Consider the following 24,845-nt stretch of genomic DNA (forward strand, 5'->3'; position numbering starts at 1 on the left):
CAGGGGCCTAGCACCTCGCACCTAGGATCTATTTTTTACGCTTTTCCATCTTGGCATTTCCTAGGGCCTAGCACCTCGGACCTATTTTTTAAGCTTTTCCGTCTTAGCCTTTCCTAGATCCTAGCACCTCGCACCTAGGACCTATCTTTTAACGCGTACCAGACAGCTTAGTAACAGCTCATCGTTATCGAGTGCGCGCACTTGGCACTCGGTGTCAGTAATTAAGCCGTATGAAGCTCGACCATCATTGCGTGGAATTGTGGTTGAACCTGGGTTGAACAGCAGTATATCGTCGCGATATTCGGCGACCGGAATATGAGTATGACCATAGACTAAGGCATCACCGGCTTGCAGTGGCGGGAGTTTGTCTGGGCTATAAATATGACCATGGGTTAAGAATAACCGTGTCTGTGGAAGCAACACTTGGGCATAACTCGCCGTGATAGGGAATTGCAGCAGCATCTGGTCAACTTCGCTGTCGCAGTTACCACGAACCGCAATAATCTGATCGGCATAGGCATTAAGCGCCTCAGACAAGCCGACAGGATCGTACCCTTCAGGAATGGCGTTACGTGGGCCGTGATTTAGTAAATCTCCGAGCAAAACAAGATAACGTGCATTGGATTGTTCAAACCGGCTCAACATGGCTTGCGTGGCTGAAAGGGAGCCGTGTAAATCAGAGGCGATAAAGAGTTTCATAAACGATGCCTAGAGAGATAAAACAGCTGCTAAATATAACCCTGTTACTCGATAAATCTACTAATTAATTAGATTTAATGACAAAAAAACGATGGATCAATTTGGGTGAACTAAAATAACAATTAACTATTATGGTGAAGCCGCTTCCCCCCTCTTTAGCCGTAATGATTAGCGCTAGCCAAGGTTGTTAGCGAATTAAATATTCCCGAATTAATAGAGGCAATATGATGCAGAGTTTCTTTGAACTAATCTGGCATGTGCTTAGTACCTTAAGTGGTATGGTGTGGCAAATTTATTGGCCGCTGGCCTTTGGTTTAATGCTGTCATCTGTACTGCGTAATATTTTGCCCCTCGATGTCGTTGTAAAGCACTTAGGCAGAACCAATGGAACCAGTCTCCTGCTTACCACGCTTTTGGGTATGGTCTCCTCTTCTTGTTCATATGCTGCGGCATCCCTTTCTAAAACCTTATTGATTAAGCATGCCACACTCCCCAATGCCATGGCTTTTTTAGTGGCAAGTACCAATCTGATTTTGGAAATGTTTATCGTACTCGTGTCCTTGCTTGGTTGGCAGTTTTTGTGGGGTGAGATAATCGGTGGCCTGTTACTTATCGTCATAGTTGGCTTTATTTTCCGTTTCTATCCTAAAGAGCAGTCTCGGGCACTACGTGACAAGTTGTTGGCTGAAGAGAAAGGCGTTTCGACTGAAATGAAATGTGGTGAGACCATGCCCGGTATGGCTGCTGCAACCCCAGCTGCCAATCCAAGTCCAATCGCTAGTCCAGCCTCTAGCTCAAGCTCAAGTTCAAACGTAAACAAGAGCGCTACAGAGATGAAGTGCGGTGCCGATATGCCTGAAATGGCTAAAGCGGACCCTAGTTCAAACGTAAATAAGAGTGCTAAAGAGATGAAGTGCGGCGCAGGGAAATGTGGTGCGGATATGTCGGGCGCAGATACAAAAAACAGTAGCGATAAGCAGCCTAGCTACATGGATAAGATACGCAGTAGTGCCGGTTATTTTTATATGGATATCGGCATGATAGGTAAAGATATCGTTATTGGCGTGGTCATTTCTTCGGTATTGATTGCCTTAGTGCCGGCTGACTGGTGGCGAGAGTTGTTTATCAGTAGTCAGACTAGCCTGCCCGCATGGATACATTCCTTATTAGATGTGCTCATCGGTATCTTTGTGGCTGTGATTGCCTATGTATGCTCTGTCGGTAACTTATTATTGGCGGCGGCCTTGTGGCACGGCGGTATTTCATTTGGTGGTGTAATGGGCTTTATTTTGGCAGATGTGCTAACTATTCCTATGCTGCGAGTCTATGCCAAATATTACGGCACCAAACCTGCACGTTGGATGGGAGCGCTGTTATTTTTGAGCATACTGGCGACAGGGCTGATCATTGATTTAATTTATATGCATGTGGATTGGTCAGCGTCGAAGGAAGCCATTCGTACCTTGCATCAAAGCGGCTTTGGTTGGAATTTCACTACCATGATGAATGTCATTTTTGTCCCGCTATCGATTTGGTATTACCGTTTAGGTAAGAGCTAGGAAGGTACTAGGTTCTAGATCCTAGGACGTTCGCAAGCTCACTGCGAGGACGCCAACAAGTTGGCTGCTAGGAAAAGCGTAAAGATAACAGCGTTACATCTTTGCTTTACTGTCTCAGCTTTTCCTAGGGCCTAGAACCTCGCACCTAGGATCTATGTTTTAAGCTTTACTGTCTCAGCTTTTCCTTGGGCCTAGAACCTCGCACCTAGGATCTATGTTTTAAGCTTTACCGTCTCAGCTTTTCCTAGGACCTAGGATCTCGAACCTAGGGCCTAGGATCTATGTTTTAAGCTTTACTGTCTCAGCTTTTCCTAGGACCTAGTACCTCGCACCTAGGATCTATGTTTTAAGCTTTACTGTCTCAGCTTTTCCTAGGGCCTAGAACCTCGCACCTAGGATCTATGTTTTAAGCTTTACCGTCTCAGCTTTTCCTAGGGCCTAGGGTCTCGAACCTAGGGCCTAGGATCTATGTTTTAAGCTTTACCGTCTCAGCTTTTCCTAGGACCTAGGACCTCGAACCTAGGTCCTATCTTTTACCTTCTAAGGCGTATAATAGGTTGCAGCCCCTGGGCCTACTGGCAGGCCAAATACAAACACCCAAAGAAAGAAGAAGCAGGTCCAGCCGATAAAGAACACTATCGAGTATGGCAGCATGGTTGCGACTAACGTGCCGATACCAAGGTTCTTTTTATACTGAGATGCGACGGCCAAGATCAGGCCAAAGTAACTCATCATCGGGGTGATAAGGTTGGTTACCGAATCACCGATTCGATAAGCCGCTTGAATAGTTTCTGGTGCGTAACCGACCAACATCAACATAGGGACAAAGATAGGCGCGGTAACGGCCCACTGAGCAGAAGCACTGCCTAGCATCAAGTTGATAAAGCCACACATCATAATAAACAGCACAAATACTAATGGTCCGGTTAAGCCGACTGCATTTAGGGCGTCGGCGCCGGATACGGCAAGTACAGCGCCTAGGTTGGTCCACTTAAAGAAGGCGACAAACTGCGAGGCGAAGAATACCAACACTATGTACATACCCATGCTGCTCATGCTGTGAGACATGGCGTTAATCACATCAATATCGCGTTTCATGGTACCCACAACGCGGCCATATACTAGGCCTGGTATGGCAAAGCAGATAAAGATAAATGCCACGATCCCTTTTAAGAAAGGAGAACCAGCGACTAAGCCTGTCTCTTGGTTTCTTAACGGTGCGCCCTCAGGAATGATGGTGAGCGCTAGCACTGCCGACATGACTAAAATGGTCAGTCCCGCTACCTTTAATCCCTTCTTTTCGAGAGCATTAACCGTATCCATTTTCTGTTGGCTAAGGTCGGTTGCGGCCTCACTCACATCATATTTACCTAACTTAGGCTCAACGATTTTTTCGGTAACGAGTGCGCCAAGGAAAGTGATTAAGAAAGTGGAGACAAACATGAAGTACCAGTTTACTTCGGGTCCAACTAGGTAGTCTGGGTCAATCATTTGCGCCGCAGCTTCTGTGATCCCAGATAGTAATGGGTCAACGGTGCCCAGTAGTAAGTTAGCGCTATATCCACCCGATACGCCAGCGAAAGCGGCTGCCAGTCCGGCAAGTGGGTGACGACCTAAAGAGTGGAATATCATCGCCGCCATTGGGATTAACACCACGTAACCCAGCTCTGATGCTGTATTTGATACGATACCGGCAAAAACGAGCGTCAGTGTCACTAAGCGTTTTGAGGCTCCCATTACGAGTAAGCGCATGGCCGCAGATAGCAGACCGGAACGCTCAGCAATACCTACGCCGAGCAGGGCGACAAGCACTGTTCCTAGCGGAGTAAAACCTGTGAAATTAGTCACTAAATTAGAGACTATCATCCTTAAGCCTTCGCCGTTCATCAGGCTGACAACGTGGATAAGCCCATCGCTGCTGCGACCCGATGCACCCTCTGGACGAGGATCGATAACGGTGAGTTCGAAATAGCCTGCTATGCCACTAATAACGACAACAGCAGCACAAAACATGGCAAATAGGGTGATAGGGTGAGGCAGTAAGTTACCGAGTCGCTCAACCACGTTTAGGAAGCGAACAAACCAGCCATTAGGTTTGTTATTGGGAGCAGAGGGGAGATCGTCGGACAAGGGCAAACTATCGCCGTTATTGGTGCTCATAATATCTTCCTTCAAAGTAAGTTCTTTATTTTGTTGTTTTTATTTTAATTTTCTTCGACTTGAGTGACTACAAATGAGCACTGTTTTGTTAAGCCGATGTGGCATGATGGATAATAAAAATTAATTAAACCTTAAATCGACTCATTTGTTGTTAGCGTAGTTTGCCGTAATCGTGAGTGCCAGTGCGGCTTTGCAGGGTTTTAAACTTGAATTAAGGAGAGGGTGTTTAGCGAATTTTAGGCAAAAAAAAAGGACTCATTTGAATGAGTCCAAAAGGGATTGATTAACAATATCCGTTGGGATTGGAATGACTATAACTAGGGTTAGCTGTATCAAAGCTGAACGAGCAAAACAACTTGGATTAACAGTTGTTAATCTTACGGATTACAAAGTTTATTTTCGCGTAAGTACTTAATAGTATGGTTGTTTTTGTTTGGTTTTTAACCCAAAAAAAGGACCCATATTAAATGAGTCCAAAGGGGATAGATGTTGGAGATGTCCGTTAGGAATGTGATTACTATATCTAGGGTAAGCTGTATCTAGACTGAATAGAAATAGCGTTATATTTCTAACTTATTTTAGTCTGTCATTTACCATGGCCAATTTCGCTAGCTTGGTTTTTAAACTCAAAACGATACAAATAAATGACTAAGCCTAAAGTTAATTAAAAGTACTAATTAGTTCATCGGTTAGGGTATGACAGTTGCTGAAATACGAGAGATGATTTTTAAACCGTTCAAAAAACAACAGTTTTGTACAAGGTTCTTAATGTTGATTTTAAAGAATATTAATTATTTGGGTGAACAGAGAGTATACGGCTGCTAGTCATTTTCTATTGCTTAAACAGTTAAGTCGATAAAGGTGATATTAGTCGATGTTTAGTTGACGTTTTACAGCAACTTTTTAAGAGTTTGTTGTGGCTTAGGTTAAAAAGTAACACACTAATCACTAGTGTAATCTGTATAGAAGCTGGATTTCATCGCTTAAATAAGTAACAGTATGAGTCATAAGTAAATAGTGTATCGCTTTGTCTTAGCTAGAGAGGACTTGCTTCTGAAGATGATTTTTTCAGAAAAGAGTGACAGAAATGACTTGCTGCAAAAGATTGCAGCTTTGGCAAAGAGCAGCGAAACCATTTCAATAAAAATAGGTAGGAAGTACAAATGGAAGGGATATTGTTGGGGTTAGGTTTAGTCGTGATTATTGGCTACCTCTGGTATGTGAGCTTAATTAAAAAGCGTAATACAGGGCGAGAAGCCTTATCTGGCATAGACGTTCAGTTGAAGAAGCGCTCTAACCTGGTACCTAATATTCTCAAGATCGCACAAAAGTATATGGATCATGAAAAGTCGTTACTCACAGAGATCACCGAATTACGCACCTTGGCGACTAAGGGTTATAACAATGCCGATTCTGATGCGGTGAAATCCCACCTCGACGTCGCTGAAAAGCTCAATCAAAAAATGTCACAACTTATGGTGAGCGTCGAAAATTATCCTGATCTCAAGTCAGACAATACCATGCTGCAAGCGATGCAAACCTATAACGAAGTGGAAGCGCAGCTGTCTGCAGCGCGTCGTTTCTATAACTCGGCTGTTTCTGAACTGAATACCGCAGTTGAAATTTTTCCCGGATCAATTATTGCCTCAATGGCTAACGTCAAGGTGATGCCTTTTTATGAAGCAGACGAGGCGTCAACAGCCCCTGTAGATGCCAGTGATTACTTAAAATAACTGATTGTTTAAAGTGACTGATTATTTAGAGTAATTGTGACTTTTCAGTAATAGCCGCAATTCATATCAAGATTGCGGCTATTGCTGTGGCTAAACCGCATCGGAGTGTGTGAGCGATAATATGAACCTCTTTAGCTTCCTTTTTGGCGCATCGATAAAGCCTATCCGCAACAGTAATAACTTAGTTGCCGCCCCAGCAGAGATTGATGAGTTTAAGCAATACTATCAACAACACCTTGAGCCTCTGACCAGTAAGTTTGAAAACGCACGTGTAGCTAGCTTAAAGTCTTGTCGCCAGCGCTTATATCTTTCTGTTGCCATCTATCTGAGCTTGGTTGGCATGGCTTTTATGTTTATACCTTACCTAAATACTTCAAACTCTATGCCGATTTACCTTATCGGTTTGGTTGTGCTGGCGCTGCCGTTTGCTTGGTGGGTGTTTAATCCAATTAAGCATTATAAGACTGATGTGAAGCAGAAAATCTACCCATTAATTTTTAAATACTTCGGGCATGATTTTCTTTTTAGTCCGAAGCATAAGATGAGCCTAACAAGGCTTAAAGCCTCAAAGCTACTGCCTTATTATGATGCTGCTAACTTTGAAGATTATGTGCAGGGCACCTATAAGAGTACTGAGATTGCGATTAACGAGCTGCATCTTACCAAGCAAATTAAACGTGATAAAAATACCGATACAGTAACGGTTTTTAAAGGGGTGATGATTGAACTGAGCAGCCACAAAGATTTTCGGGGGCATACGGTTGTGGTTAAGACTCGCGGCGGTTTAGTGAACTTTCTGTCAGATTCTTTTAAGGGCCTAGAGCGGGTAAAGTTGGAAGATCCCATTTTTGAAAAGCAGTTTGATGTGTTCTCTACAGACCAAGTTGAGGCGCGATATCTATTAACTGTCACCTTTATGGAGCGATTACAGGCGCTATCGGCAAGTTTCGATAACAAGATCCAATGTGCTTTTTACCAAAATAAGTTACTTATTATGCTCGGCAGTAAAGATAATCGCTTTGAAATGGCGTCGATATTTAAAGCGGCCACCTTTGAATATGAATTTAGCCAGATAAATAAAGAGATGAAGCAACTTTTTGCTATAGTCGACGTTCTGCAATTAGAACAATCGACTGGATTATGATGAAGCAAGGAATGCTGGTTGGTTTACTGTGCTTGTTTGCCGTTACTGCGCAGGCCGAGGCCGAGGCCCAGACTCAGACTCAGGGACAGAAGCCACACTTTGTGGCTAAGCCATCAAATAAAAGTGTGTTGGGGAAAAGCGTAAAGGGTGACACGACACCAAGTCGATTAACTAACGCTAAAGTGATTAGCCATAGCCGAGATCAAGGCGAGAAGGTGTATCACTATCGCACTGCTGATGGTGTATTAGTGTTTAGCGATCATGCTCCGCAGCAGGGGCATTATCAGGTGTTACTGTTTGATTGCTACGCCTGCCAACCTGAGTCCAATATCAACTGGAAATCGATCCCGTTGTTTACTTATCAATATCAGCGTTTAATTGCCAATGCGGCAAAAACGTATCAACTCGAACCGGCGCTGATCCGCGCGGTCATTCATGCTGAGTCGGCCTTTAAATCGGCTGCGGTCTCTAAAACTGGCGCTCAAGGCTTGATGCAGTTAATGCCTGCAACAGCAAAAGAGTTAGGGGTGAGTGATGCGTTTCATCCTGAGCAAAATATCTTGGCAGGCAGCCGCTACTTAGCGCAGCTACTCAAGCGGTTTAATGGTGATATTAATTTGGCCTGCGCCGCCTATAATGCAGGCGCCTCACGGGTAGATCAATATAATGGTGTGCCGCCCTACCCTGAAACCCAAGCCTATGTTGAGCGGGTGCAGATACTGCTTAAACGTTATCGTAATAGTTAACTTCTGATTTTAACGTCAAATCAAACCAAACCAAACCATAAAGATAAAGATAAAGTAGTGGGCGATACATAGGGCCCCACTCCATTTATATCCACTGAAACCCAAGCCCATGTTGAACGGGTACAGATATTGCTAAAGCGCTACCGTAACTGCTAGCGCTTTTGACTCGATCTTAAACCGATTGATATTAGGCTGCCGCTAAAATGGGATTGTTTACCGTTAATCCCACTGTTCGCGAGCGTGCTTTAACGTCTAGCCAAACCATAGGCACCACGATAAAACACAGTACGACATTAGAGATTGGCATAGCCATCCACACGCCATCAACGCCCATGAATTTTGGCAAAATATATAAAAATGGCAGTTGGATAAGCATGTTTCCGCATGCAATAACTAGGGCTTTTACCCCTTGATTAGTTGCCATAAAATATACTGAAGACAGGGCGATAAAACCGTCGAGAGGCATGGCAAACAGATGCATTCGTATGCCATCAACCGCGGTTGCAATCAGCTCTGCATCATTATTATTAAAGAGCCCAACCATGGTTTGTGGGATGATATTTAACAAGGCTATCCAGCTAACGCCTGCAATGAGGGTGACCTTGATTGAGAGCTTGAGCATCTTAGTAATATTCTCGTGCTGCTCTGCGCCATAGTAATAACTCACAGGTGGTTGTAAGCCTTCGGCAATACCTTCGGCAACTAAGTAATAGAGCACCATGAGATAACCCACAATGGCAAAGGCGCCCACGGTTAATGGCGTGCCAAACTCCATAAATAGCCGGTTATGTAGTGCAAACACAAAACTCGTATACAGATACATGAACAGGCTGGATGAGCCGAGTAATACGATTTGCTTGGCAAATGCAGCCTTAAACCAAACACACTTTTTAGGCCAATGTATATTACTGCTGCGCGAACAAAAATAGGCAAGTCCTAAGACACAAACTACGGACTGGGCAGTAATAGTCGCAATGGCAGCGCCAAGCAGCCCAAAGTTGAATACACCTATAAGAAGGTAATCCAAGCCAATATTGATGAGCGCACCGAGCACCATTAGGGCTGTGGCTATGTTAGGGCTTTCATCATTGCGGATAAGTAGCGGTATTGCCGAGGCAATGATTGTCGCCGCAGCTCCCCATATGAACACCCCGATATAATCTTGCGCCATCCCCAGAGTGGCCCCCGCGCCGCCTTGAGCCTCAAGAAAGTAGGTACTGAACTGCGACAAAATGCTGGTCGAGATCAGCGCAAGAGCTAGCATCAACAATAAGCTGGTGATCAAAATCGTCGGCGCTGCGCGAGTGTCACCTTTACCGCGTTGAATTGAAAGTAAGCTACCGCTACCCATGCCGACCATGATGCCAAAACCCACCATAAAGTAGATCACTGGCCAAGCCATGTTAATCGCTGCTAAGCCTTCATAACCTATGTAATGGCCGATAAAGATGCCATCGACAATTTGATATAGGCCGTTAACCAACATGGCTGCAATTGCAGGTAGGGTATAACGCCAAAAGGTTCGGCTAATTGAGCTGTCATGAGTATTTACGGGGCTTAGAGCTAACATTTACAGTAAAGGTTGATGAATAGTGACCGGCACATTACTCTGTTATTGAGATTGAAGAAAGTTGGTTACTATCTGTTTTAGATATAGGTTGGCTAATAGGTGAAGCGATGAATTGGACGTTAGATGAGCTTAATGCATTTGTTAATTCGGTAAAGTTAGGTTCATTTTCGGCAGCCGCCAGAAAGATGGGTAAGGCGCAGTCTCGAATTAGCACAGCCATCAGTAACTTAGAGGCTGGCTTAGGGTTTGAGCTATTTGATCGCAGTGCCAAATTACCGGTATTGACACCTTTAGGTGAGGAGATGTTCATTGAGGCGCAGTCGGTACTCGCGCAGTGTCAGCGACTCAATGCGCGGGCTATGACGGTGACATCTGGTGAAGAAGTGGTACTAACATTTGCAATGGATGAAGCGGTGCCTGTCAATGCATTTGAAGCCCTGTTTCAACGGATCTCGACGCAATTCCCGCTACTTAAACTCACTATCATCAATGGCTCTCAGGAAGATATCGCTCTATGGGTTGATGCGGGGCGTGCCGATATCGGTATCATGTTCCACACCTCGACTATGTTGCCTGACTCACTAGATTTTATGTCGATAGGCCAGTTCAAACACAGTTTAGTGGTCGCGCCAACCCATCCTCTGGCTTCTATTCCAGCACCGACCCTTGAGCAGTTAATATTATACAGACAGCTGGCGATTTGTGACATTACAGGCCAGTCTCAAACCAAGCCGTTATCAGGCAATTATTGGTATATAGACAGTTATTACTACATCATCGCTTTAGTGCTGCAAGGTGTGGGCTGGGCGTTAGTGCCAGACCATGTAGCAAAATCAGATTGGTATATTGAAGATTTAACAGCGCTATCGAGTGAATATATTACAGATCCGTTATTGGTAGAGATGGGCGTAGTCAACCGCCGAGATAAGCAGATAGGCCCAGTGATGCATTGGTTATTTGAGGAGCTGCACTCGGTATTGCAATAAACTCTAGGACCTAGGTTCTAGGACGTTCGCAGGCTCACTGCTTGAAAGATAGGGCGCTCGCAAGCTCGCTGCTAGGACCTAGGTTCTAGGACGTTCGCACACTCACTGCGAGGACGGTGCTGCGCACCTACTAGGGCGCCAACAAGTTGGCTGCTAGGAAAGCTAAAAGCAAAGACTAGAGCCGATTCATGGAGCCTGAATCTGTTGCTTGCTTCTTTTAAATCTTGGATTTTCCTAGGGCCTAGAACCTCGGACCTAGGACCTATCTTTATAAGCTCTTTCTCGAAGTGACGCAGTCACGTCCTCGCTTTTCCTAGAGGACCTAGAGAGAACCTAAGATCTAGCAGCGGCAAAGTGTTAATGTTTAATAATCGACTCATGATAAAGGAATAATATGAAACGGATTTTGGTTGTACTGTTGATTTTTCAGGGCTTAACGCTAGTAGGGTGTTCATCAAACACTATTGCAAATGCGGGCTGTGATTTTGTTAGCGGCGCTCACAGTAACGAACAGCAAAGAGAGCAGCGAGAATCAATTGGCGGGAGTTCGACTGCATCAACTCAAAATAATAAAGATGTCGAAGTCGGTATCTTAAATGCAATTCTGGGAGTATTTAGCCGTCAGCTGAATGATGATCAAGAGTGTTTATAAGCATCAGGTTAGGAGATAGGACCTAGGTTCTAGGACGTTCGCAGGCTCGCTGTTCGATAGGTACTAGGGCGTTCGCAGGCTCACTGCTAGGACGGTGCTACGCACCGACTAGGACGCCAACAAGTTGGCTGCTAGGAAAAGCTTAAAAGCAAAGGCTAAAGCTGACGCATCGCGCCAGTAATATTTTGATTGTCTCTTTTAAATCTTAGCCTTTCCTAGAAGCGACAACGTCGCGCTCTCGAAGTGACGCAGTCACGTCTCGCAGGGCGAAGCCCGTTCTCGTCTTAGCTTTTCCTAGGGCCTAGAACCTCGGACCTAGGATCTATCTTTTAAGCTCTTTCTTTATTCCGGCACTTCTTGCTTAACAGTTGTCTTGCCACCGTTATGGCCAATACGGCGCTCTAAATAATCGAGCATCTCTTTGGCGATAGTATCTAGCTGCCACGGGGGATTGATAACCCATAGGCCTGCTGCTGTCATGCCAAATTCATTGCTATCAGGCTTAATCGCTTGCTCAATACGCAGTTGATTTTTAATGCCGCTCTCGGCTAATAGTTTCAGCATACCTTCGGTTTGATCACGGTCAACAACCGGATACCACAACATAAATACGCCAGTAGAAAAACGCTTATGCGCTTTAATAATCGCTTTAGCGACATCTTGATAATCAGTTTTAATTTCGTAACTCGGATCAATCAAAATTACGCCACGACGTTCAAGTGGTGGTACTGCTGCGATAAGGCCTTTAAGGCCATCACCCTTGATAACACGCACATGGCGGTCACCAGCAAACTGTTCTTCTAAAGTGAGGAAGTCAGTACCATGAAGCTCGTGCAATACCATGCGATCTTTTTCGCGCATGTTCATATCTACAAAAGCCGGAGAACCGGGGTAAAACTCTAGATCCTCTTTACCTTGGTTGAAGTGTTTTACATCGGTAATGTACTGCACTAATGACTCTGGCAAGTCTGTTCTGTTCCAGAGTCTGGCGACGCCATCTAAGTACTCGCCGGTTTTCTTTGAAAACTCATCGGTTAACGCGTAGCCGCCAGCACCTGCATGGGTGTCGATATAAGCCATTGGCTTATCTTTTTTGTGCATAAGTTTAAGCACTTGCAGCAAAATAGCGTGTTTGAGAACATCGGCATAATTGCCTGCGTGATAGCCGTGACGATAACTTAACATTGAGTTTAAAACCAAAGATGGAGAGAGCGTTGATTATACAACAACTCCAGCCTAGTATCATAATTTGAGAGTTTGCCGCTGCATCCACATGATATTGTTGTTGACTAGCGGCAGTTGCCATACGGCGGTGGCATCGTCTTGATAGACGCGGTAAAAGCGTAAACTCTCTTGTGTTAGATGCTGCTTTCTTAGGGCGAGATAGATGAGTTGTGCGGTGTCGGACAACGCATTGGGTGAAGACAGTGTGGTTTTACTGACCTCAATATCGAAGCGTTCAACTTTACGCTGTTGCCATTTTTCTGTCGTACGCTTGAAGTGACCGCGGATCTCGTAACGGATAGGCGTGGTGTAGCAGTCTTCGTCGGTAATACAGGCGGCGAAATAAAATATGCCGTTATCAGGTGCGAGGTTGACTAATGAAATACGAATGTCGCTACGCACTAGACGATTGTCATTGATGGAGAAGTACAGATCGCCATGATAGATCTGTTCTTTTAAGTCCCCTTGATGCTTTTTAAGTTCAGGCAGATCCAACTTGTTATAGGTCTTCTGCTCCATCCTGATTTTAGTGGTTAGAAAGTCTGATAACTCTAATTGGCTGCCGTGTTCGGTTTCGCTACTGATGTTGATCAGTTGCTTACCACTACATTGGTTTTGTTGGTAGTCAGGACAAATGGCAAAGCTGTCCATCTTGTTGCTAAGTAGCGCAAAGCTGGTAAAGCTACTAAACGGTGCTTGCCAGTTTGGCTCATCATTTATTTGGTTTTTTAGGCGTTTATTGGTGGCATCGGCTGACAGTTTTGACTGTTCAGCAGCGGCAAAGACACGAATGTTACCGGCAATATTACTTAGCTTACTGTTTACTAGGTTTTCGTTATAAGGCGCTTGATTATGGCTGATATAAGCGTAGCTGAGCAAGATCAGTGATGCGATAACTGCGATTGCAAACAGCAATGCCGCTTTTGGTTTTTTAAAGCAATAGTTGTTTTTGCTTTGACTCGCTAGATGTAATACATAACCGTGTCTTGGAATCGTTTTAAGTTCGACTTCTGGGTAGTTAGCCAGCTTCTTTCTGAGCACACTAATGCACTGTTGCAGTGATGATGCGGAGACAACTCTGTCATGCCAGCCCGCTTCTAATAAGGCTTCGCGAGTAATCAATGTGCCCTGATGTTTAAGCATCAGTTGTAACACTGCGGTCTCGGCAAAGCTGAGTTCGATACGTGAAGAGTCTTCAGCATCAACTAGGTGTTGCTGAACCACGTTTAAGCTTAGCGTTGGCGTTAGTTGCACGGGCATTCTCAAATAAAACAAATATCTAATTCAGTATATTCTTAGGCTTTTAGTGGAGGAAATTTTTGCAGCTAAACTTTGACCCACTTCCGCCTTTACGTAAAGGTTGCCAGCTAGCGCAACAAGTTTTTAGCTGCGATAAAATCAGTTTATGCATAGAAATGTTAAATGAGGACTCAATATTTTAAAGGGATTAAAGCACCGAGTTTTAGTCGCTTGCTATAAAAGTTGCAGCCTAACGCAAAGTGTTAGGCTGCTTGACCTCTTTGTCTGATCAACTTGCAGGGAAACCAGGTTGGGACATCAATTTAAAACTTTCAAAGATTACAAGTTATGCACCTGTTTAAGGTTGTCTAACGAGTGACAAACTGCGCACGCTTCAACTTGCAGCTCGTTTGCAGCAACGCCGAATCGACCCCCGTTTTGCTCCATGTGTGCACGCACAGCCTTATTGATAACCATCTTACCGTTGGCATTTTCTTGCTTAGCATGGCAGGCATAACACGTTGCAGAAACTGGTGAAGTATACGCATCAACAGTGATATCAATCGCAGGGTGTGCCCTTGAATCTGGGTTGTAATCTAGATCCAGTGCCAGTGGGCGACCGACTGCCGTTAGGCGTTCAACACCAAAGGTGTCACCTTCGTGACAACGGTAGCAGTTGGCTTTATCGGCTGGAAACTCGATATTACGTACGCCGTTTTCACGATCTTGGGTCGCACGTTGATTGGTGTGTAGTGAGTGCATCCATACTTTGTGGTCAGGATGGCTTACGGTTAGCTGTTCAACATAATCCCAATCACCTTTCTTCGTGTGCATCTCTCGAATAGCCTGAGTTGGTGGTGTGTTCGGGTTATGACAAGCTAAGCATGGATCAACAATGTCGGCTGTTGAGCTTAGGAAGCCCGGCTTACCGCCTGGCATCATAGCGCGCTCTTCAAATGGACGTACATGCTCGCCAAGTTCGTCGTGATCATGGCCAGAAAAACAGGTGGTATCTGCTAGCTCTTTGTTGATCTCAGTCTTACGACTATGGCAGCTACGACAAGCTAGCTCTGAGTTGTCGTTAAATTCATCATAACCATGGCACGAGCCACAAGTTCTGTTACTGACAATCACTGGTCTCTTAGCTTCAGGTGCGTCGGTTAGCCCATCTTTATTAAAGAACCAGCGCTTGTTTGCTTCGGCATTTTTAGTGTGGCCTGATTGATCACAGCTCACTAGATTTTGTGCATCGTCAAAACAGTAAATAAAGCGGTTAGTGATAAAGCCTGCATCGTCAATTAAGTCGCCTGAAATGGCATCTTGAGTTACAACAGGGCCCATTAAGTAGGTAAACACATTGCCTTCAGACTTGTGTAACTGTGTACGTTCACGCTCACCGGCTGGAGTGTCACCGCTACCATCTTGCGTAATATCTTTCTTATTACTCTTAACAAAGATGCTGTAGCCACGGCTGGTGGTGAAGTCGACAGACGTACCCCAGTTTACGTAAAGCTGCAGGTTTTTAATCCAATCGGCATCAGCAGGGTTATTGTTTGCAACAGCAATACGTTGCCCTTGTCTATCAAGCATGGCAAAGCTGATTTCAGCAAAGTGCTCACCGTTTTTTTCTACGAGCTTAGCGTCTTCAAGGCTGATGTTGACGATATTGCGCTGATCTTCCTCTACTGCTTTCTCTGACTTACTCATATGAACATCGTAAGTATTCTCTGGTGAGTGACAGGTTAGGCAGTTACCGTTATCAGGTTGAGTGCTGTGGTCATACACTGGATTAGTGGTCATATCGTGACAGCTTGAACAAGTCTCACGTGCTGGCACTTGGTTCCAGTTAGTGGCTTGCAGCTCTGTGTCGCTCACTTCTTTAGCGTGACAAGTGGTACAGTTGCCTAGCGCTTGCGGCGTAATACCAATATGCGCTGTATGGGCTAACACCGGCCAAACCATAGCAGGATTACCCATGTTGTTATTGGTGTGGCAGCTGGCACAGTTTTCAATGTTGGCGCCACCATGTTTAATCGAGGCGATATCATCGTGACAGCTTAGGCAAGAGCTGCCGTCGATGATGCTGCGATTGTTGGTGATTTCGCTACCATCAAGATTAAAGTCAGAGATAACTTCAGTGGCTGGTAGATTGTCAGTTTCTAAAACGCTAAATAGCACGCGCTGGGTGTATTCGCTGTTGTGACTGATATCGCCAGCAACAAGAGATGAATTCATGCTGTAGCTGTAGCTGCCGTCCATGTTGTCCGTTAACGTGCCGGCACACCCTTTAGCGGGTGAACATGTTTCACCGGCTAGCTTTTGCCACTGTGAACGCTCGCCTTCAGCTTGGGGCATTAACTGGGCTGCATTTAGCTTAATTGCGGCAATCTTTACCACTGGGATCGCTAATTCGTTCTCAGCGCTAAAATCAATCGTGAGCGTGTTATCGGTAATCGTCGTGTTATCGATTGTAATTGTAAGCACTTCAGCCTGTGTGGTTAGGTTACCACCTGGCTTGCCATCTTCACCGTCTTTACCGTCATCACCCGAACAAGCAACCATGCTCATTGAGCAGGCTGCAACAAGTGTGGCGTAGCACAATCTTGTTTTAAATTTGTTTACGTTCATCATCACTTAATCTCTCTTTAATTCTTTTTTAGCCGTTTGATTTATCAACGACCGAAAAAGTGTGCCTTATGCAGATTGACTAGGATGTGAGCACCTACCTACTTATAGTTATATTGAAGTTTTTTAGGCCGATTTCAGTTGCTTTGAGTTGTTTTGAGGCTTTTTGAGGGGGTAAACTTCGCAAAATAAGCCTGAAATTGATGATAGAGGCTGATGTGGTTGATATGGTTTCTTTACGAGGAGTGGTATTATCTGCAGGTTAACACTCAAACATAGAGCCTAATTGTGACCAGCATTTTCTTTAATCGACATTACCCAACAATCGAATCGGCCTGCGAGCGCTGGGGACTGGTTTACGATCCAGATGCAGAGTTTGAGTTGGTCTTTGAAGATAATATTCTGACACTAATAAAGCGTGATGAGCCAAAGCTGAAAGGGATCTCTGTCGATTTTGTTTCAGGTGCTGTTGCTCATCGTCGTAAATTTGGTGGTGGTCGTGGCCAGTCAATCGCTAAAGCGGTGGGCCTAAAACAGGGCGTAATGCCGACGGTGGTTGATGGTACTGCAGGGCTTGGGCGTGACGCCTTTGTACTGGCAAGTTTAGGTTGCAAGGTGTTAATGGTTGAGCGTCACCCTATTGTGGCTGCGTTATTAGAAGATGGCCTGCGCCGCGCCTATGAAGACGCCGAAATCGGTAACTGGATGCGTGAGCGTATGAGCTTGTTTCATGGTTCGAGCATTGACTCATTAGCTGATGCGGCTAAAGCGTCGAATACTGAAGTGGATGTGGTTTATCTCGATCCTATGTATCCACACCGTGAAAAATCAGCACTGGTAAAGAAAGAGATGCGCGTGTTTCAGTCATTAGTAGGTGCCGATCTCGATGCTGACGGCTTACTTGCTCCAGCAATGGCACTCGCCACTAAGCGCGTTGTGGTTAAGCGCCCCGATTATGCTGATGACTTAGATGGTGTAAAACCGAGTATGGTGATTGCCACTAAGAAAAATCGCTTCGATGTTTATGTGAAAGCGGCAATGACGGCTTAATTGGGCTAATAACTTGAACGCTATTAACAAAAAAGCCTAGCTATTTTTGCTAGGCTTTTTGTTTTCCGCCTATCCTGAGCGGGCATTAATACAGATACAAAACAGAGGCTAGGCCTAAGAAGCAGAAGAAGCCCACCACATCGGTGACAGTGGTTAAGATAACCGAGCCCGATAGCGCGGCATCTTGATTCAATTTTTGCAAGATCATCGGCACCATTACCCCTGCGATGGCTGCTACCGCCATATTAATTAAAATCGCTGCGCTAATCACAGTGCCTATAATGGGGTCGTGAAACCAATAGCCGGCAATTAGACCAATCACTGTCGACCACAGCACACCATTTAAGATACCAATACCGAGCTCATTTTTTAGCAGCGACATGACGTTACCCGAAGATACCTGGCCCATGGCCATACCGCGGATCATCAAGGTGAGCGACTGACTACCCGCAATCCCGCCCATCGACGCCACAATCGGCATCAGTACTGCTAAGGCAACCACTTTTTCAAGCACATCTTCAAATAAGCCGATGGTGGCCGAGGCTAAAAGTGCGGTTAACAAGTTAATGCCTAGCCAGACTGCACGGCGTCGGGCACCGACTGTGATAGGGGCGAATAGATCGTCGTCTTCGTCCATACCTGCGGTTGCCATTAATTGTGCTTCGTAATGCTCACGCACTAATGCAGTAGCGGTGCGCAGTGTCATGCGGCCAATCATAATGCCGCTGGCGTCGACAATAGCAATTTCTAGTTCGTTACTGTGCTCAATCGCCTCAGCCGCTTCAATCAAGCTGGCATCGGCAAGAATGGAGCGACTGTCTTCCCACAATAAACTTTCTAAAGTGGTTTCAGGCGCTGCGCGAAACACATCGTGGCGGCGTACGCTGCCAATATATTTGTCATCATCATCGAGCAGAAATACATGATCGTTACAGTCAAGCTTGATACGGCGGAAGAAACGCTGCGCTTGTGACACGGTTGAGGTCAGATTGAGCGCTAAAAATTGATGTTCTGCGTAACGGCCAATTTCATTTTCAGAGTATTGGTCATAGCGATCATAGTGCTGACGTTGGCGCTCACCCATTTGTGATAGGGCGCGCTCGGTCATGGCGTCAGATAGCGTATCACTCCATTCAATCAAATCTTCAGGTGAGATCTGTGAGAACAGCAAGTCTAACTCGGCTTCAGGCATCTCATCCAAAATGCCATTACGCGGGTCGGCACGCATGAGATCTAGTACAGCAATACGCTCGCTCGTTTCAACTTGCAACCAACGCTCGTAACGCTCATCTAGCGGTAATGATTCTAGCAACAAAGCCACAGTACCGGGCTCGGCTTCTTCTAGCATGTCATGGAATAGTTCGGCCTGCTGCTCGCCCTCAGCATTAGTTAATTGCTCAACCGATTGACTCACTTCAACCATAGCTAACTCAGGCGTTTCATATTCTGAATCGCTTGATTGTTGGCTGTTACCGATAGGGAGTTCATCTTTTGGCAATGGCATGGTTAACTGACCTTAAGTGAGGCTATAAAAAGTGCAAAAACTAATTTGATAAAGGAATTTGAAAAGCAAATTGAAAAACGGCTGACTCGCCACTAGCTTGAGAGTCAGTATTGTGCGTTAGTCGCGGTAATAATAACATTTTGCAGCTTTGATGTGGTAGAGGTTGATAGTTCCGATTTGGCAGGAAGCGCTAACAATACATATATGCTGTTTGGGGGGGTTGTTATTGAGAAGATAAACCCTACTTATTATCGGTATTTGTTCAGCCAAAATTGGCATAGCATGTCTTTTATTATAAATATTAAAGGAAACAACCATGATCGAACAAGGACAATCTCTACCCGCAGGTACACTGGCGCAGTTAACCAAAGATGGCATGGTTAACCATGATGTGGCGACATTATTTGCCAATAAAAAGGTAGTGTTATTTGCTGTGCCTGGTGCATTTACACCCACGTGCTCTGAAGCTCACTTACCCGGTTTTGTGGTATTAGCCGACCAATTACAGGCCAAGGGTGTTGATTTAATCGCTTGTGTATCGGTTAATGATGCCTTTGTAATGAAGGCGTGGGGCGAAGCCCAAAATGCCTCAGAGTTAATGATGCTGGCCGATGGTGATGCCAGCTTTGCTAAGGCTCTAGGGTTAGAGATGGACACCGCAGGTTTTGGTGGCGTGCGTTCACAACGTTACGCCATGGTGGTTGATAATGGCGTGGTAACGACGCTAAATGTTGAAGCACCAAAGTCGTTTGAGGTCAGTACGGCTGAAGCGATTTTAGCAGCGCTATAATAGCAACTTTATACTTGCTAGATAAGGGAGCCTAAGTCTCCCTTATCATGTTAAGCCGCTTTAATCCCTAAGCTGACTTCGATATTTTCTACGCTCTGCTGTACTTCTTTGGCTATCATGTCTGATTGCTCCGATGCTGCTTTTGCGTGGTTTCTTAGGCTAATCATAGCGGTGGTAAAATCATTTAAATAACATACCTGTTGATGACTATGTTGAGCGCCTTGCTTAGCTGTCATCGCCATCTCACTTGCTTGTTTTTGCACGCTTTGTGCCACTTGCCATAGGCTTTGAGCACGAGCTCTTTGGCTCTCGCTGGCATCTTCAATACCTTTGACTCTTGCGTCTAACTCGCAGTTGGCTTGAGTGAGCTGGCTAAGTATATCCACGATCTCTTTTAATGATACTTGCGTGCGCTGAGATAAATTACGTACCTCTTCTGCTACAACGGCAAAGCCTCTACCTTGTTCGCCGGCTCTGGCAGCTTCTATGGCGGCATTAAGAGCTAACAAATTAGTTTGCTCTGCGATATTGCCGATGACATCGATGATCAGTGACACATCGGTGACCGAGGTTGATAAGCCCATTAATGCGTGATGACAATGTTTGACTGCAGTCTGTGTTTCATCAGTTGCATCCAAAACAGCTTGAGCCTCTTGTTGGCTTTGCTGCATCTGTAGTTGGGTTTGCAGTGCACTTTGTTCGACTCTCTCTGACGTATCGCTAACATCTCTAGCTAAGGTACGAATTTGCTCCGTTTGTTGCTGAGCAGTAAGCACGACTTGCTGGGTCTGTTCGGTGTTGGCAGAGATATGGCTAATACGATTAACTAGCTGAGATAATGAGTTAGAGACTTGAGTCATCTGCTTACGTTGCTGCTCGTCTTCTTTTTCAAAGCGACTCAGTAACTGATTAAAATAACTGGCGATCAGCCCTGTTTCACAACGTCTATGGATTGCGATGCGTTCACGACTATTGGATTCGGTAAGCCTATGGAATGCCCTGCTAAGGTGTTTTAGGGGGCTGACTACTCGTCGCTGTAATAAAATCAGGTAGCAAGCAGCAAAAAGGATCAGGATTGTCACCATGGTATAGATGGCAAGCATCAGCTCCTGTTTGAGCTTTTGATTTTGCGCTTGTTGCTCAACACTTAGTGCGAGTAACTGTTGCTCTATGGCATTAATATCTTGGCTTAATAATTGTTGTGACTGCTGATTTTCACTTAGTAGACTGTGGGTATTATTAATCTCTTTACTATAACGACTTGTAAGGCTCAGTAATTCAGCTCTGGGACCTTCGCCAATTTCGATAGTTTCAGCTTCATCATCACCAAGGGCAAATTCATCTACTTGCTGTGCTTGGTAGATCCCAATTAATGCGAGGGAGTCGAGCTGCGAGTGCCACTGAGTTAACTCATCAATAAGGCTTTCAAGGATAGGCTTTAATCGGCTCTCTTTGTCGATAAGGTAACCATCACTGATCTGCGAAAGGTTATAGACCAGAGGTGGGAGTTTTCGCGTTAAGTTTAGGTATTCGTCGGCAAGCGCTGGGTGTTCGTTTAAGCCAATAATTGCGTAGTCAGTCAAGCGACTGTTATAAGCTAACATCTCTGATTCGGCATGGGCCAGCAGCTGTCTTGGATTACCTGCAAGCTTGCCTGCTGCGCGATAGTCGCTATCTAAGGCCTGAATGAAGTTGGCGACAATTTGCTGTAATAGCATGGTTTTGAGGTCATGTAGCGAAGCAACCTGCATTTGCATCTGTTCGAGTTCGCCCTTGGCATTTTTAAGCTTACGACTATCACCACTGGCAAGGTACATATCGACTTCTCGCCTGATATCGACTAAAAACCCTTGCTGGATCTGCTGAACTTTTAAGGTTTGCTGCTCGATAAACTGACGTTTATCGTTACTCCAAAATACCACAGAGGCTAATAATGCTGCGATGATCAATAGTGCGATAGAAGCTGCAAGGGAGAGGGTTGAGATCTTCATTTTTCACGCCAAATACTTGAGATGGCGCTAGAGTATGGCTTTTTCGTTACAATTTAATTACAGCAAATCAGTTAGAAACTATTCAATCGGTAGCCAAACTTGGGCGTGTAATCCGCCCTCGCTACGATTGGTGAGGATCACCTTGCCCTGATGCCTATCTACGATACGTTTGATAATCGCTAAGCCTAATCCTGAACCAACACTACCGCGAGCTGTATCGCCTTGAGTGAAAGGTTGGAACAGTTTTGGGATCTGTTCTTCATCGATGCCAGGGCCATTATCTTCGACGCTAAAGCCGATGTATTTACCGTTAAAATGTGAGGTGATTTTGACCCATCCATTACCGTAGCGGTAGGCATTTTCGACTAGGTTACTCAATATTCGTTTAACGGCGATGCCTTGCATCGGCACGCTTGGGCATTCAGCGAGCTCTGAATCAATCTTGCCTTCTCGGTTAGATTCAGCCTGGATCACGTCCTGAATTAAATCGTTGATCTGCTCAAGTTCGCGGGTGCCTTCTTGATCTTGACGAATATAAGAGATGAACTGATTGATAATGGCATCCATATCTTCAATATCACTGACTATGCCATCTTTCAGATATTGATCTTCTTCGACCATCATTTCTGATGCCAGCCGAATGCGAGTGAGGGGAGTGCGAAGATCATGAGAAATACCCGCCATTAGCAGGGCGCGGTCTTGTTCTAGTTGCTTCATGCTGTGAGACATCTGGTTAAAGGTGTTGGTTACCTCAACGATTTCTGTTGAACCACTTAATGGCAACGGGTTGGGGTAATCACCTCTAGATACGGCAATTGCAGCTTTCTGTAATCGTCTTAGTGGGCGATTTTGTTGACGGGCAAACCACCATCCGCCAGCCACACTTAAGGCGCCAATGACCATTAGATATAAAGTGAGTGGTGAAAGGTTTTTCTCGTTCAGTCCGGTCAATGGCACCCTAATCCAGATAGAAGGCGCTTGGGGAGGGCGGATCCAAATTTCGAACTCTTCACCTTGAGCGATACGGACTTCAGCTTTGCCACCGAGGTATTCAGACATTTGTGAAGACAAAAAGCTGTAGTAAGTCGCGCGGTCAACACCAGCTAGGCGAGCTTGTTTTTGGTTATAAAAGTGCATGGTGTCATCGCGCACTTTAGCATTGAGCGCGTCGACCATGGTGAGGTGTTCACGGCCGATATCGACACCGTCAACAAACAAGAGTTTTACCTGTCTCGCGATAAGTTGGTTTATCTGTTGGTAGCTGGGTTTAATAAAGTAAACCGCAACAGAGATGTATGACACCAGCTGGTTGGTTAGCAGCAAACAGCCAATTAACATCACTGTTTGGCTGAAGGAGCTGCGTGGCAATATGCGTTGCCACCATCGTCTGTTTAAGGGCACTTAGAAATCGTCACTTTTTTATCGTCGCCTAGCTATTTTCGTGATTGGCCATCGGGGACAAATACATAACCTAAGCCCCATACGGTTTGAATATAGCGAGGGTTTGCCGCATCTTTTTCTATTAAGCGGCGTAGGCGTGAAACTTGGACGTCAATCGAGCGTTCGAGCGCGGAGTAATCGCGGCCGCGAGCAAGGTTCATTAACTTGTCGCGCGACAGTGGTTCACGTGGGTGACTGACGAGTACTTTCAGCACTGCAAACTCGCCACTGGTTAGGGCGATACTCTCTTCACCATGATACATTTCTCGAGTGGCAAGATTTAAAGAGTATTCTCCAAAGGTGATCTCTTCTTCTTGTAGAGTCGGTGCGCCTGGTACCTCTGGTGCTTGACGGCGCATAACCGCTTTTATCCGTGCTAATAGCTCTCTAGGGTTAAACGGCTTGGGTAGGTAATCATCGGCACCCAGTTCTAAGCCAATAATTCTATCGACTTCATCGCCTTTGGCTGTGAGCATGACAATAGGAATGGGGTTACCCATCTGGCGTAATCGACGACAAATAGACAGCCCATCTTCACCGGGAAGCATAAGATCTAGCACCAGTAGATGGAAGTTTTCGCGTTCTAATAAGCGGTCCATCTGCTCGGCATTGGCAGCGCTACGTACCTGATAACCTTGCTCCATCAAGTAACGTTCTAATAAAGCGCGTAGTCTCATATCATCGTCGACGACGAGAATCTTTGAGGTTTCTTGTCCCATGCTTAAGGTCCTTTTTGCTCGGCTGCCAGCTGTTGTAGATAGGCAAATGGCTGATATTGAATGCGATTCATCCTAATATAGCTGTTTTAATATGTTAATGACTAGCAGGCATTTTAACGAATAGGCTCATGTTGCTCAGTAAATCAATATTGGATTTAATTAAGCTTTTGAATATCAATGAAAATGTGGCTTGAGCGACATCAATTTGAAATTGTAAGCAAATTGATAAGCAATTACCTTTGGCTGCTGAATTTTAACAATTCGCTTCTCTATCAATCGCTATTGCTCAGTTTCATAGGATTTGTGCTATGATTTTTGTCCATCAATTTTGATTCATTCCTTTTAAAAGTAGACCCTATGAGAACCGCTATCGTCACCCGTGAAGGTTTCGAGAAATTGCAAAAAGAACTCAATTACCTTTGGCGCGAGCATCGTCCTGAAATCACGAAAATTGTTAGCTGGGCCGCTAGCTTAGGCGATCGTAGTGAAAATGCTGACTATACCTTCAACAAACGAAAACTGCGTGAAATTGACCGTAGGGTTAGGTATTTGCGTAAGACGATAGAAAACGTACAAGTTGTTGATTACTCTCCGGCACAAGAGGGCAAAGTCTTCTTTGGCGCTTGGGTTGAAATCGAAAATGATGATGGTAACAAACTGCAGTTTAAGGTCGTGGGTTATGACGAGATTTTTGGCCGTAAAGATTACATCTCAATTGACTCGCCTATGGCGCGTGGCTTATTGAAAAAAGAGGTTGATGATGAAGCCGTGATTAAGACCCCTACAGGCGAACAAGTTTGGTATATCAACCGCATCTCTTATCAAGGTTTCGAATAGCTTATCCTGCTGCTTTATCGTTGTTTGCAGCCTCTATACCCAAGCCACCTGAAGATGCAGGGTTCAGTGGGAATTTAATGCGCTTTAAGCAAGGCGTTGATTGCAGTTAATGGTTGTTCCCTTAGCAAGATCAATAACGCAGCAGAAAGTGCATTAAAACCCATCGAAGAAGGCTTT

General features: G+C 45.1%; 19 protein-coding genes. 9 read left to right on the top strand and 10 right to left on the bottom strand.

All coding sequences use genetic code 11. From position 1 onward, the window contains the following. Positions 1 to 141 precede the first annotated feature (141 nt). A complete protein-coding gene (gene yfcE / locus ACVBIL_RS11055; RefSeq protein ID WP_447167036.1) occupies positions 142 to 699 on the bottom strand; it encodes a phosphodiesterase in 558 nt (185 codons plus the stop codon). A 224-nt stretch (positions 700 to 923) separates the two neighbouring features. Here yfcE and ACVBIL_RS11060 point away from each other — a divergent pair, with 224 nt between their 5' ends. Beyond that, a complete protein-coding gene (locus tag ACVBIL_RS11060) occupies positions 924 to 2,258 on the top strand; it encodes a permease (RefSeq protein WP_447167037.1) in 1,335 nt (444 codons plus the stop codon). Between the two features lie 540 nt (positions 2,259 to 2,798). On the opposite strand, the gene ACVBIL_RS11065 is transcribed toward ACVBIL_RS11060, so the two are convergent. Then, a complete protein-coding gene (locus tag ACVBIL_RS11065; RefSeq protein ID WP_447167038.1) occupies positions 2,799 to 4,418 on the bottom strand; it encodes an AbgT family transporter in 1,620 nt (539 codons plus the stop codon). Between the two features lie 1,163 nt (positions 4,419 to 5,581). Between ACVBIL_RS11065 and ACVBIL_RS11070 the strand changes: the two genes are divergently transcribed. The 3 genes from ACVBIL_RS11070 (at position 5,582) to ACVBIL_RS11080 (ending at position 8,041) form a co-directional block, all read left to right on the top strand. Then, positions 5,582 to 6,151 (top strand): LemA family protein, encoded by a 570-nt coding sequence (locus ACVBIL_RS11070; protein ID WP_447167039.1) that lies wholly within the window; start codon positions 5,582 to 5,584, stop codon positions 6,149 to 6,151. Between the two features lie 121 nt (positions 6,152 to 6,272). Beyond that, a complete protein-coding gene (locus ACVBIL_RS11075) occupies positions 6,273 to 7,295 on the top strand; it encodes a DUF3137 domain-containing protein (protein ID WP_447167040.1) in 1,023 nt (340 codons plus the stop codon). Beyond that, entirely contained in the window at positions 7,292 to 8,041 is a 750-nt protein-coding gene (locus ACVBIL_RS11080) for a lytic transglycosylase domain-containing protein (RefSeq protein ID WP_447167041.1), read from the top strand. The genes ACVBIL_RS11075 and ACVBIL_RS11080 overlap by 4 nt, the downstream gene beginning before the upstream one ends. 187 nt (positions 8,042 to 8,228) lie before the next feature. Here ACVBIL_RS11080 and ACVBIL_RS11085 read toward each other — a convergent pair whose 3' ends face one another. Continuing rightward, positions 8,229 to 9,611, bottom strand: a complete 1,383-nt coding sequence (locus ACVBIL_RS11085) for an MATE family efflux transporter (RefSeq protein WP_447167042.1) — start codon at positions 9,609 to 9,611, stop codon at positions 8,229 to 8,231. A 107-nt stretch (positions 9,612 to 9,718) separates the two neighbouring features. Between ACVBIL_RS11085 and ACVBIL_RS11090 the strand changes: the two genes are divergently transcribed. Together ACVBIL_RS11090 and ACVBIL_RS11095 are read left to right on the top strand one after the other, a co-directional pair. Next, complete coding sequence (locus ACVBIL_RS11090; RefSeq protein ID WP_447167043.1) at positions 9,719 to 10,597, top strand: LysR family transcriptional regulator; 879 nt, start codon at positions 9,719 to 9,721, stop codon at positions 10,595 to 10,597. A 394-nt stretch (positions 10,598 to 10,991) separates the two neighbouring features. Then, a complete protein-coding gene (locus ACVBIL_RS11095; protein ID WP_447167044.1) occupies positions 10,992 to 11,249 on the top strand; it encodes a hypothetical protein in 258 nt (85 codons plus the stop codon). Positions 11,250 to 11,591: 342 nt separating this feature from the next. Here ACVBIL_RS11095 and ACVBIL_RS11100 read toward each other — a convergent pair whose 3' ends face one another. The 3 genes from ACVBIL_RS11100 to ACVBIL_RS11110 all read right to left on the bottom strand — a co-directional run bounded on the left by ACVBIL_RS11100 (position 11,592) and on the right by ACVBIL_RS11110 (position 16,343). After that, on the bottom strand, positions 11,592 to 12,434 hold the full coding sequence (locus tag ACVBIL_RS11100; protein WP_447167045.1) for a 23S rRNA (adenine(2030)-N(6))-methyltransferase RlmJ: 843 nt from the start codon (positions 12,432 to 12,434) through the stop codon (positions 11,592 to 11,594). 57 nt (positions 12,435 to 12,491) lie between these two features. Next, positions 12,492 to 13,733, bottom strand: coding sequence for a winged helix-turn-helix domain-containing protein (locus tag ACVBIL_RS11105; RefSeq protein WP_447167046.1), 1,242 nt, complete (start codon positions 13,731 to 13,733; stop codon positions 12,492 to 12,494). Positions 13,734 to 14,051: 318 nt separating this feature from the next. After that, a complete protein-coding gene (locus ACVBIL_RS11110) occupies positions 14,052 to 16,343 on the bottom strand; it encodes a multiheme c-type cytochrome (RefSeq protein ID WP_447167047.1) in 2,292 nt (763 codons plus the stop codon). Between the two features lie 282 nt (positions 16,344 to 16,625). On the opposite strand from ACVBIL_RS11110, the gene ACVBIL_RS11115 reads away from it, so the two are divergent. Continuing rightward, a complete protein-coding gene (locus tag ACVBIL_RS11115) occupies positions 16,626 to 17,387 on the top strand; it encodes a class I SAM-dependent methyltransferase (RefSeq protein WP_447167048.1) in 762 nt (253 codons plus the stop codon). An 85-nt stretch (positions 17,388 to 17,472) separates the two neighbouring features. Here ACVBIL_RS11115 and ACVBIL_RS11120 read toward each other — a convergent pair whose 3' ends face one another. Continuing rightward, entirely contained in the window at positions 17,473 to 18,891 is a 1,419-nt protein-coding gene (locus ACVBIL_RS11120) for a magnesium transporter (protein WP_447167049.1), read from the bottom strand. Between the two features lie 316 nt (positions 18,892 to 19,207). Between ACVBIL_RS11120 and ACVBIL_RS11125 the strand changes: the two genes are divergently transcribed. Beyond that, on the top strand, positions 19,208 to 19,681 hold the full coding sequence (locus ACVBIL_RS11125; protein ID WP_447167050.1) for a redoxin family protein: 474 nt from the start codon (positions 19,208 to 19,210) through the stop codon (positions 19,679 to 19,681). 50 nt (positions 19,682 to 19,731) lie between these two features. Here ACVBIL_RS11125 and ACVBIL_RS11130 read toward each other — a convergent pair whose 3' ends face one another. The 3 genes from ACVBIL_RS11130 to ompR form a co-directional block, all read right to left on the bottom strand. Beyond that, complete coding sequence (locus tag ACVBIL_RS11130) at positions 19,732 to 21,672, bottom strand: methyl-accepting chemotaxis protein (RefSeq protein WP_447167051.1); 1,941 nt, start codon at positions 21,670 to 21,672, stop codon at positions 19,732 to 19,734. Between the two features lie 78 nt (positions 21,673 to 21,750). Continuing rightward, a complete protein-coding gene (envZ, locus tag ACVBIL_RS11135) occupies positions 21,751 to 23,073 on the bottom strand; it encodes a two-component system sensor histidine kinase EnvZ (RefSeq protein WP_447167052.1) in 1,323 nt (440 codons plus the stop codon). A 32-nt stretch (positions 23,074 to 23,105) separates the two neighbouring features. Continuing rightward, positions 23,106 to 23,831 (bottom strand): osmolarity response regulator transcription factor OmpR, encoded by a 726-nt coding sequence (gene ompR, locus ACVBIL_RS11140; RefSeq protein ID WP_447167053.1) that lies wholly within the window; start codon positions 23,829 to 23,831, stop codon positions 23,106 to 23,108. 357 nt (positions 23,832 to 24,188) lie between these two features. Between ompR and greB the strand changes: the two genes are divergently transcribed. Continuing rightward, complete coding sequence (gene greB, locus ACVBIL_RS11145) at positions 24,189 to 24,668, top strand: transcription elongation factor GreB (protein ID WP_447167054.1); 480 nt, start codon at positions 24,189 to 24,191, stop codon at positions 24,666 to 24,668. Positions 24,669 to 24,845 lie beyond the last annotated feature (177 nt).

This window comes from Shewanella sp. 125m-7 (assembly GCF_052977045.1).

Bases quoted from the DNA above. Each gene is read 5' to 3' on its own strand.
- yfcE (WP_447167036.1), bottom strand. From the start codon at position 699: ATGAAACTCTTTATCGCCTCTGATTTACACGGCTCCCTTTCAGCCACG.
- ACVBIL_RS11060 (WP_447167037.1), top strand. From the start codon at position 924: ATGATGCAGAGTTTCTTTGAACTAATCTGGCATGTGCTTAGTACCTTA.
- ACVBIL_RS11065 (WP_447167038.1), bottom strand. From the start codon at position 4,418: ATGAGCACCAATAACGGCGATAGTTTGCCCTTGTCCGACGATCTCCCC.
- ACVBIL_RS11070 (WP_447167039.1), top strand. From the start codon at position 5,582: ATGGAAGGGATATTGTTGGGGTTAGGTTTAGTCGTGATTATTGGCTAC.
- ACVBIL_RS11075 (WP_447167040.1), top strand. From the start codon at position 6,273: ATGAACCTCTTTAGCTTCCTTTTTGGCGCATCGATAAAGCCTATCCGC.
- ACVBIL_RS11080 (WP_447167041.1), top strand. From the start codon at position 7,292: ATGATGAAGCAAGGAATGCTGGTTGGTTTACTGTGCTTGTTTGCCGTT.
- ACVBIL_RS11085 (WP_447167042.1), bottom strand. From the start codon at position 9,611: ATGTTAGCTCTAAGCCCCGTAAATACTCATGACAGCTCAATTAGCCGA.
- ACVBIL_RS11090 (WP_447167043.1), top strand. From the start codon at position 9,719: ATGAATTGGACGTTAGATGAGCTTAATGCATTTGTTAATTCGGTAAAG.
- ACVBIL_RS11095 (WP_447167044.1), top strand. From the start codon at position 10,992: ATGAAACGGATTTTGGTTGTACTGTTGATTTTTCAGGGCTTAACGCTA.
- ACVBIL_RS11100 (WP_447167045.1), bottom strand. From the start codon at position 12,434: ATGTTAAGTTATCGTCACGGCTATCACGCAGGCAATTATGCCGATGTT.
- ACVBIL_RS11105 (WP_447167046.1), bottom strand. From the start codon at position 13,733: ATGCCCGTGCAACTAACGCCAACGCTAAGCTTAAACGTGGTTCAGCAA.
- ACVBIL_RS11110 (WP_447167047.1), bottom strand. From the start codon at position 16,343: ATGATGAACGTAAACAAATTTAAAACAAGATTGTGCTACGCCACACTT.
- ACVBIL_RS11120 (WP_447167049.1), bottom strand. From the start codon at position 18,891: ATGCCATTGCCAAAAGATGAACTCCCTATCGGTAACAGCCAACAATCA.
- ACVBIL_RS11125 (WP_447167050.1), top strand. From the start codon at position 19,208: ATGATCGAACAAGGACAATCTCTACCCGCAGGTACACTGGCGCAGTTA.
- ACVBIL_RS11130 (WP_447167051.1), bottom strand. From the start codon at position 21,672: ATGAAGATCTCAACCCTCTCCCTTGCAGCTTCTATCGCACTATTGATC.
- ompR (WP_447167053.1), bottom strand. From the start codon at position 23,831: ATGGGACAAGAAACCTCAAAGATTCTCGTCGTCGACGATGATATGAGA.
- greB (WP_447167054.1), top strand. From the start codon at position 24,189: ATGAGAACCGCTATCGTCACCCGTGAAGGTTTCGAGAAATTGCAAAAA.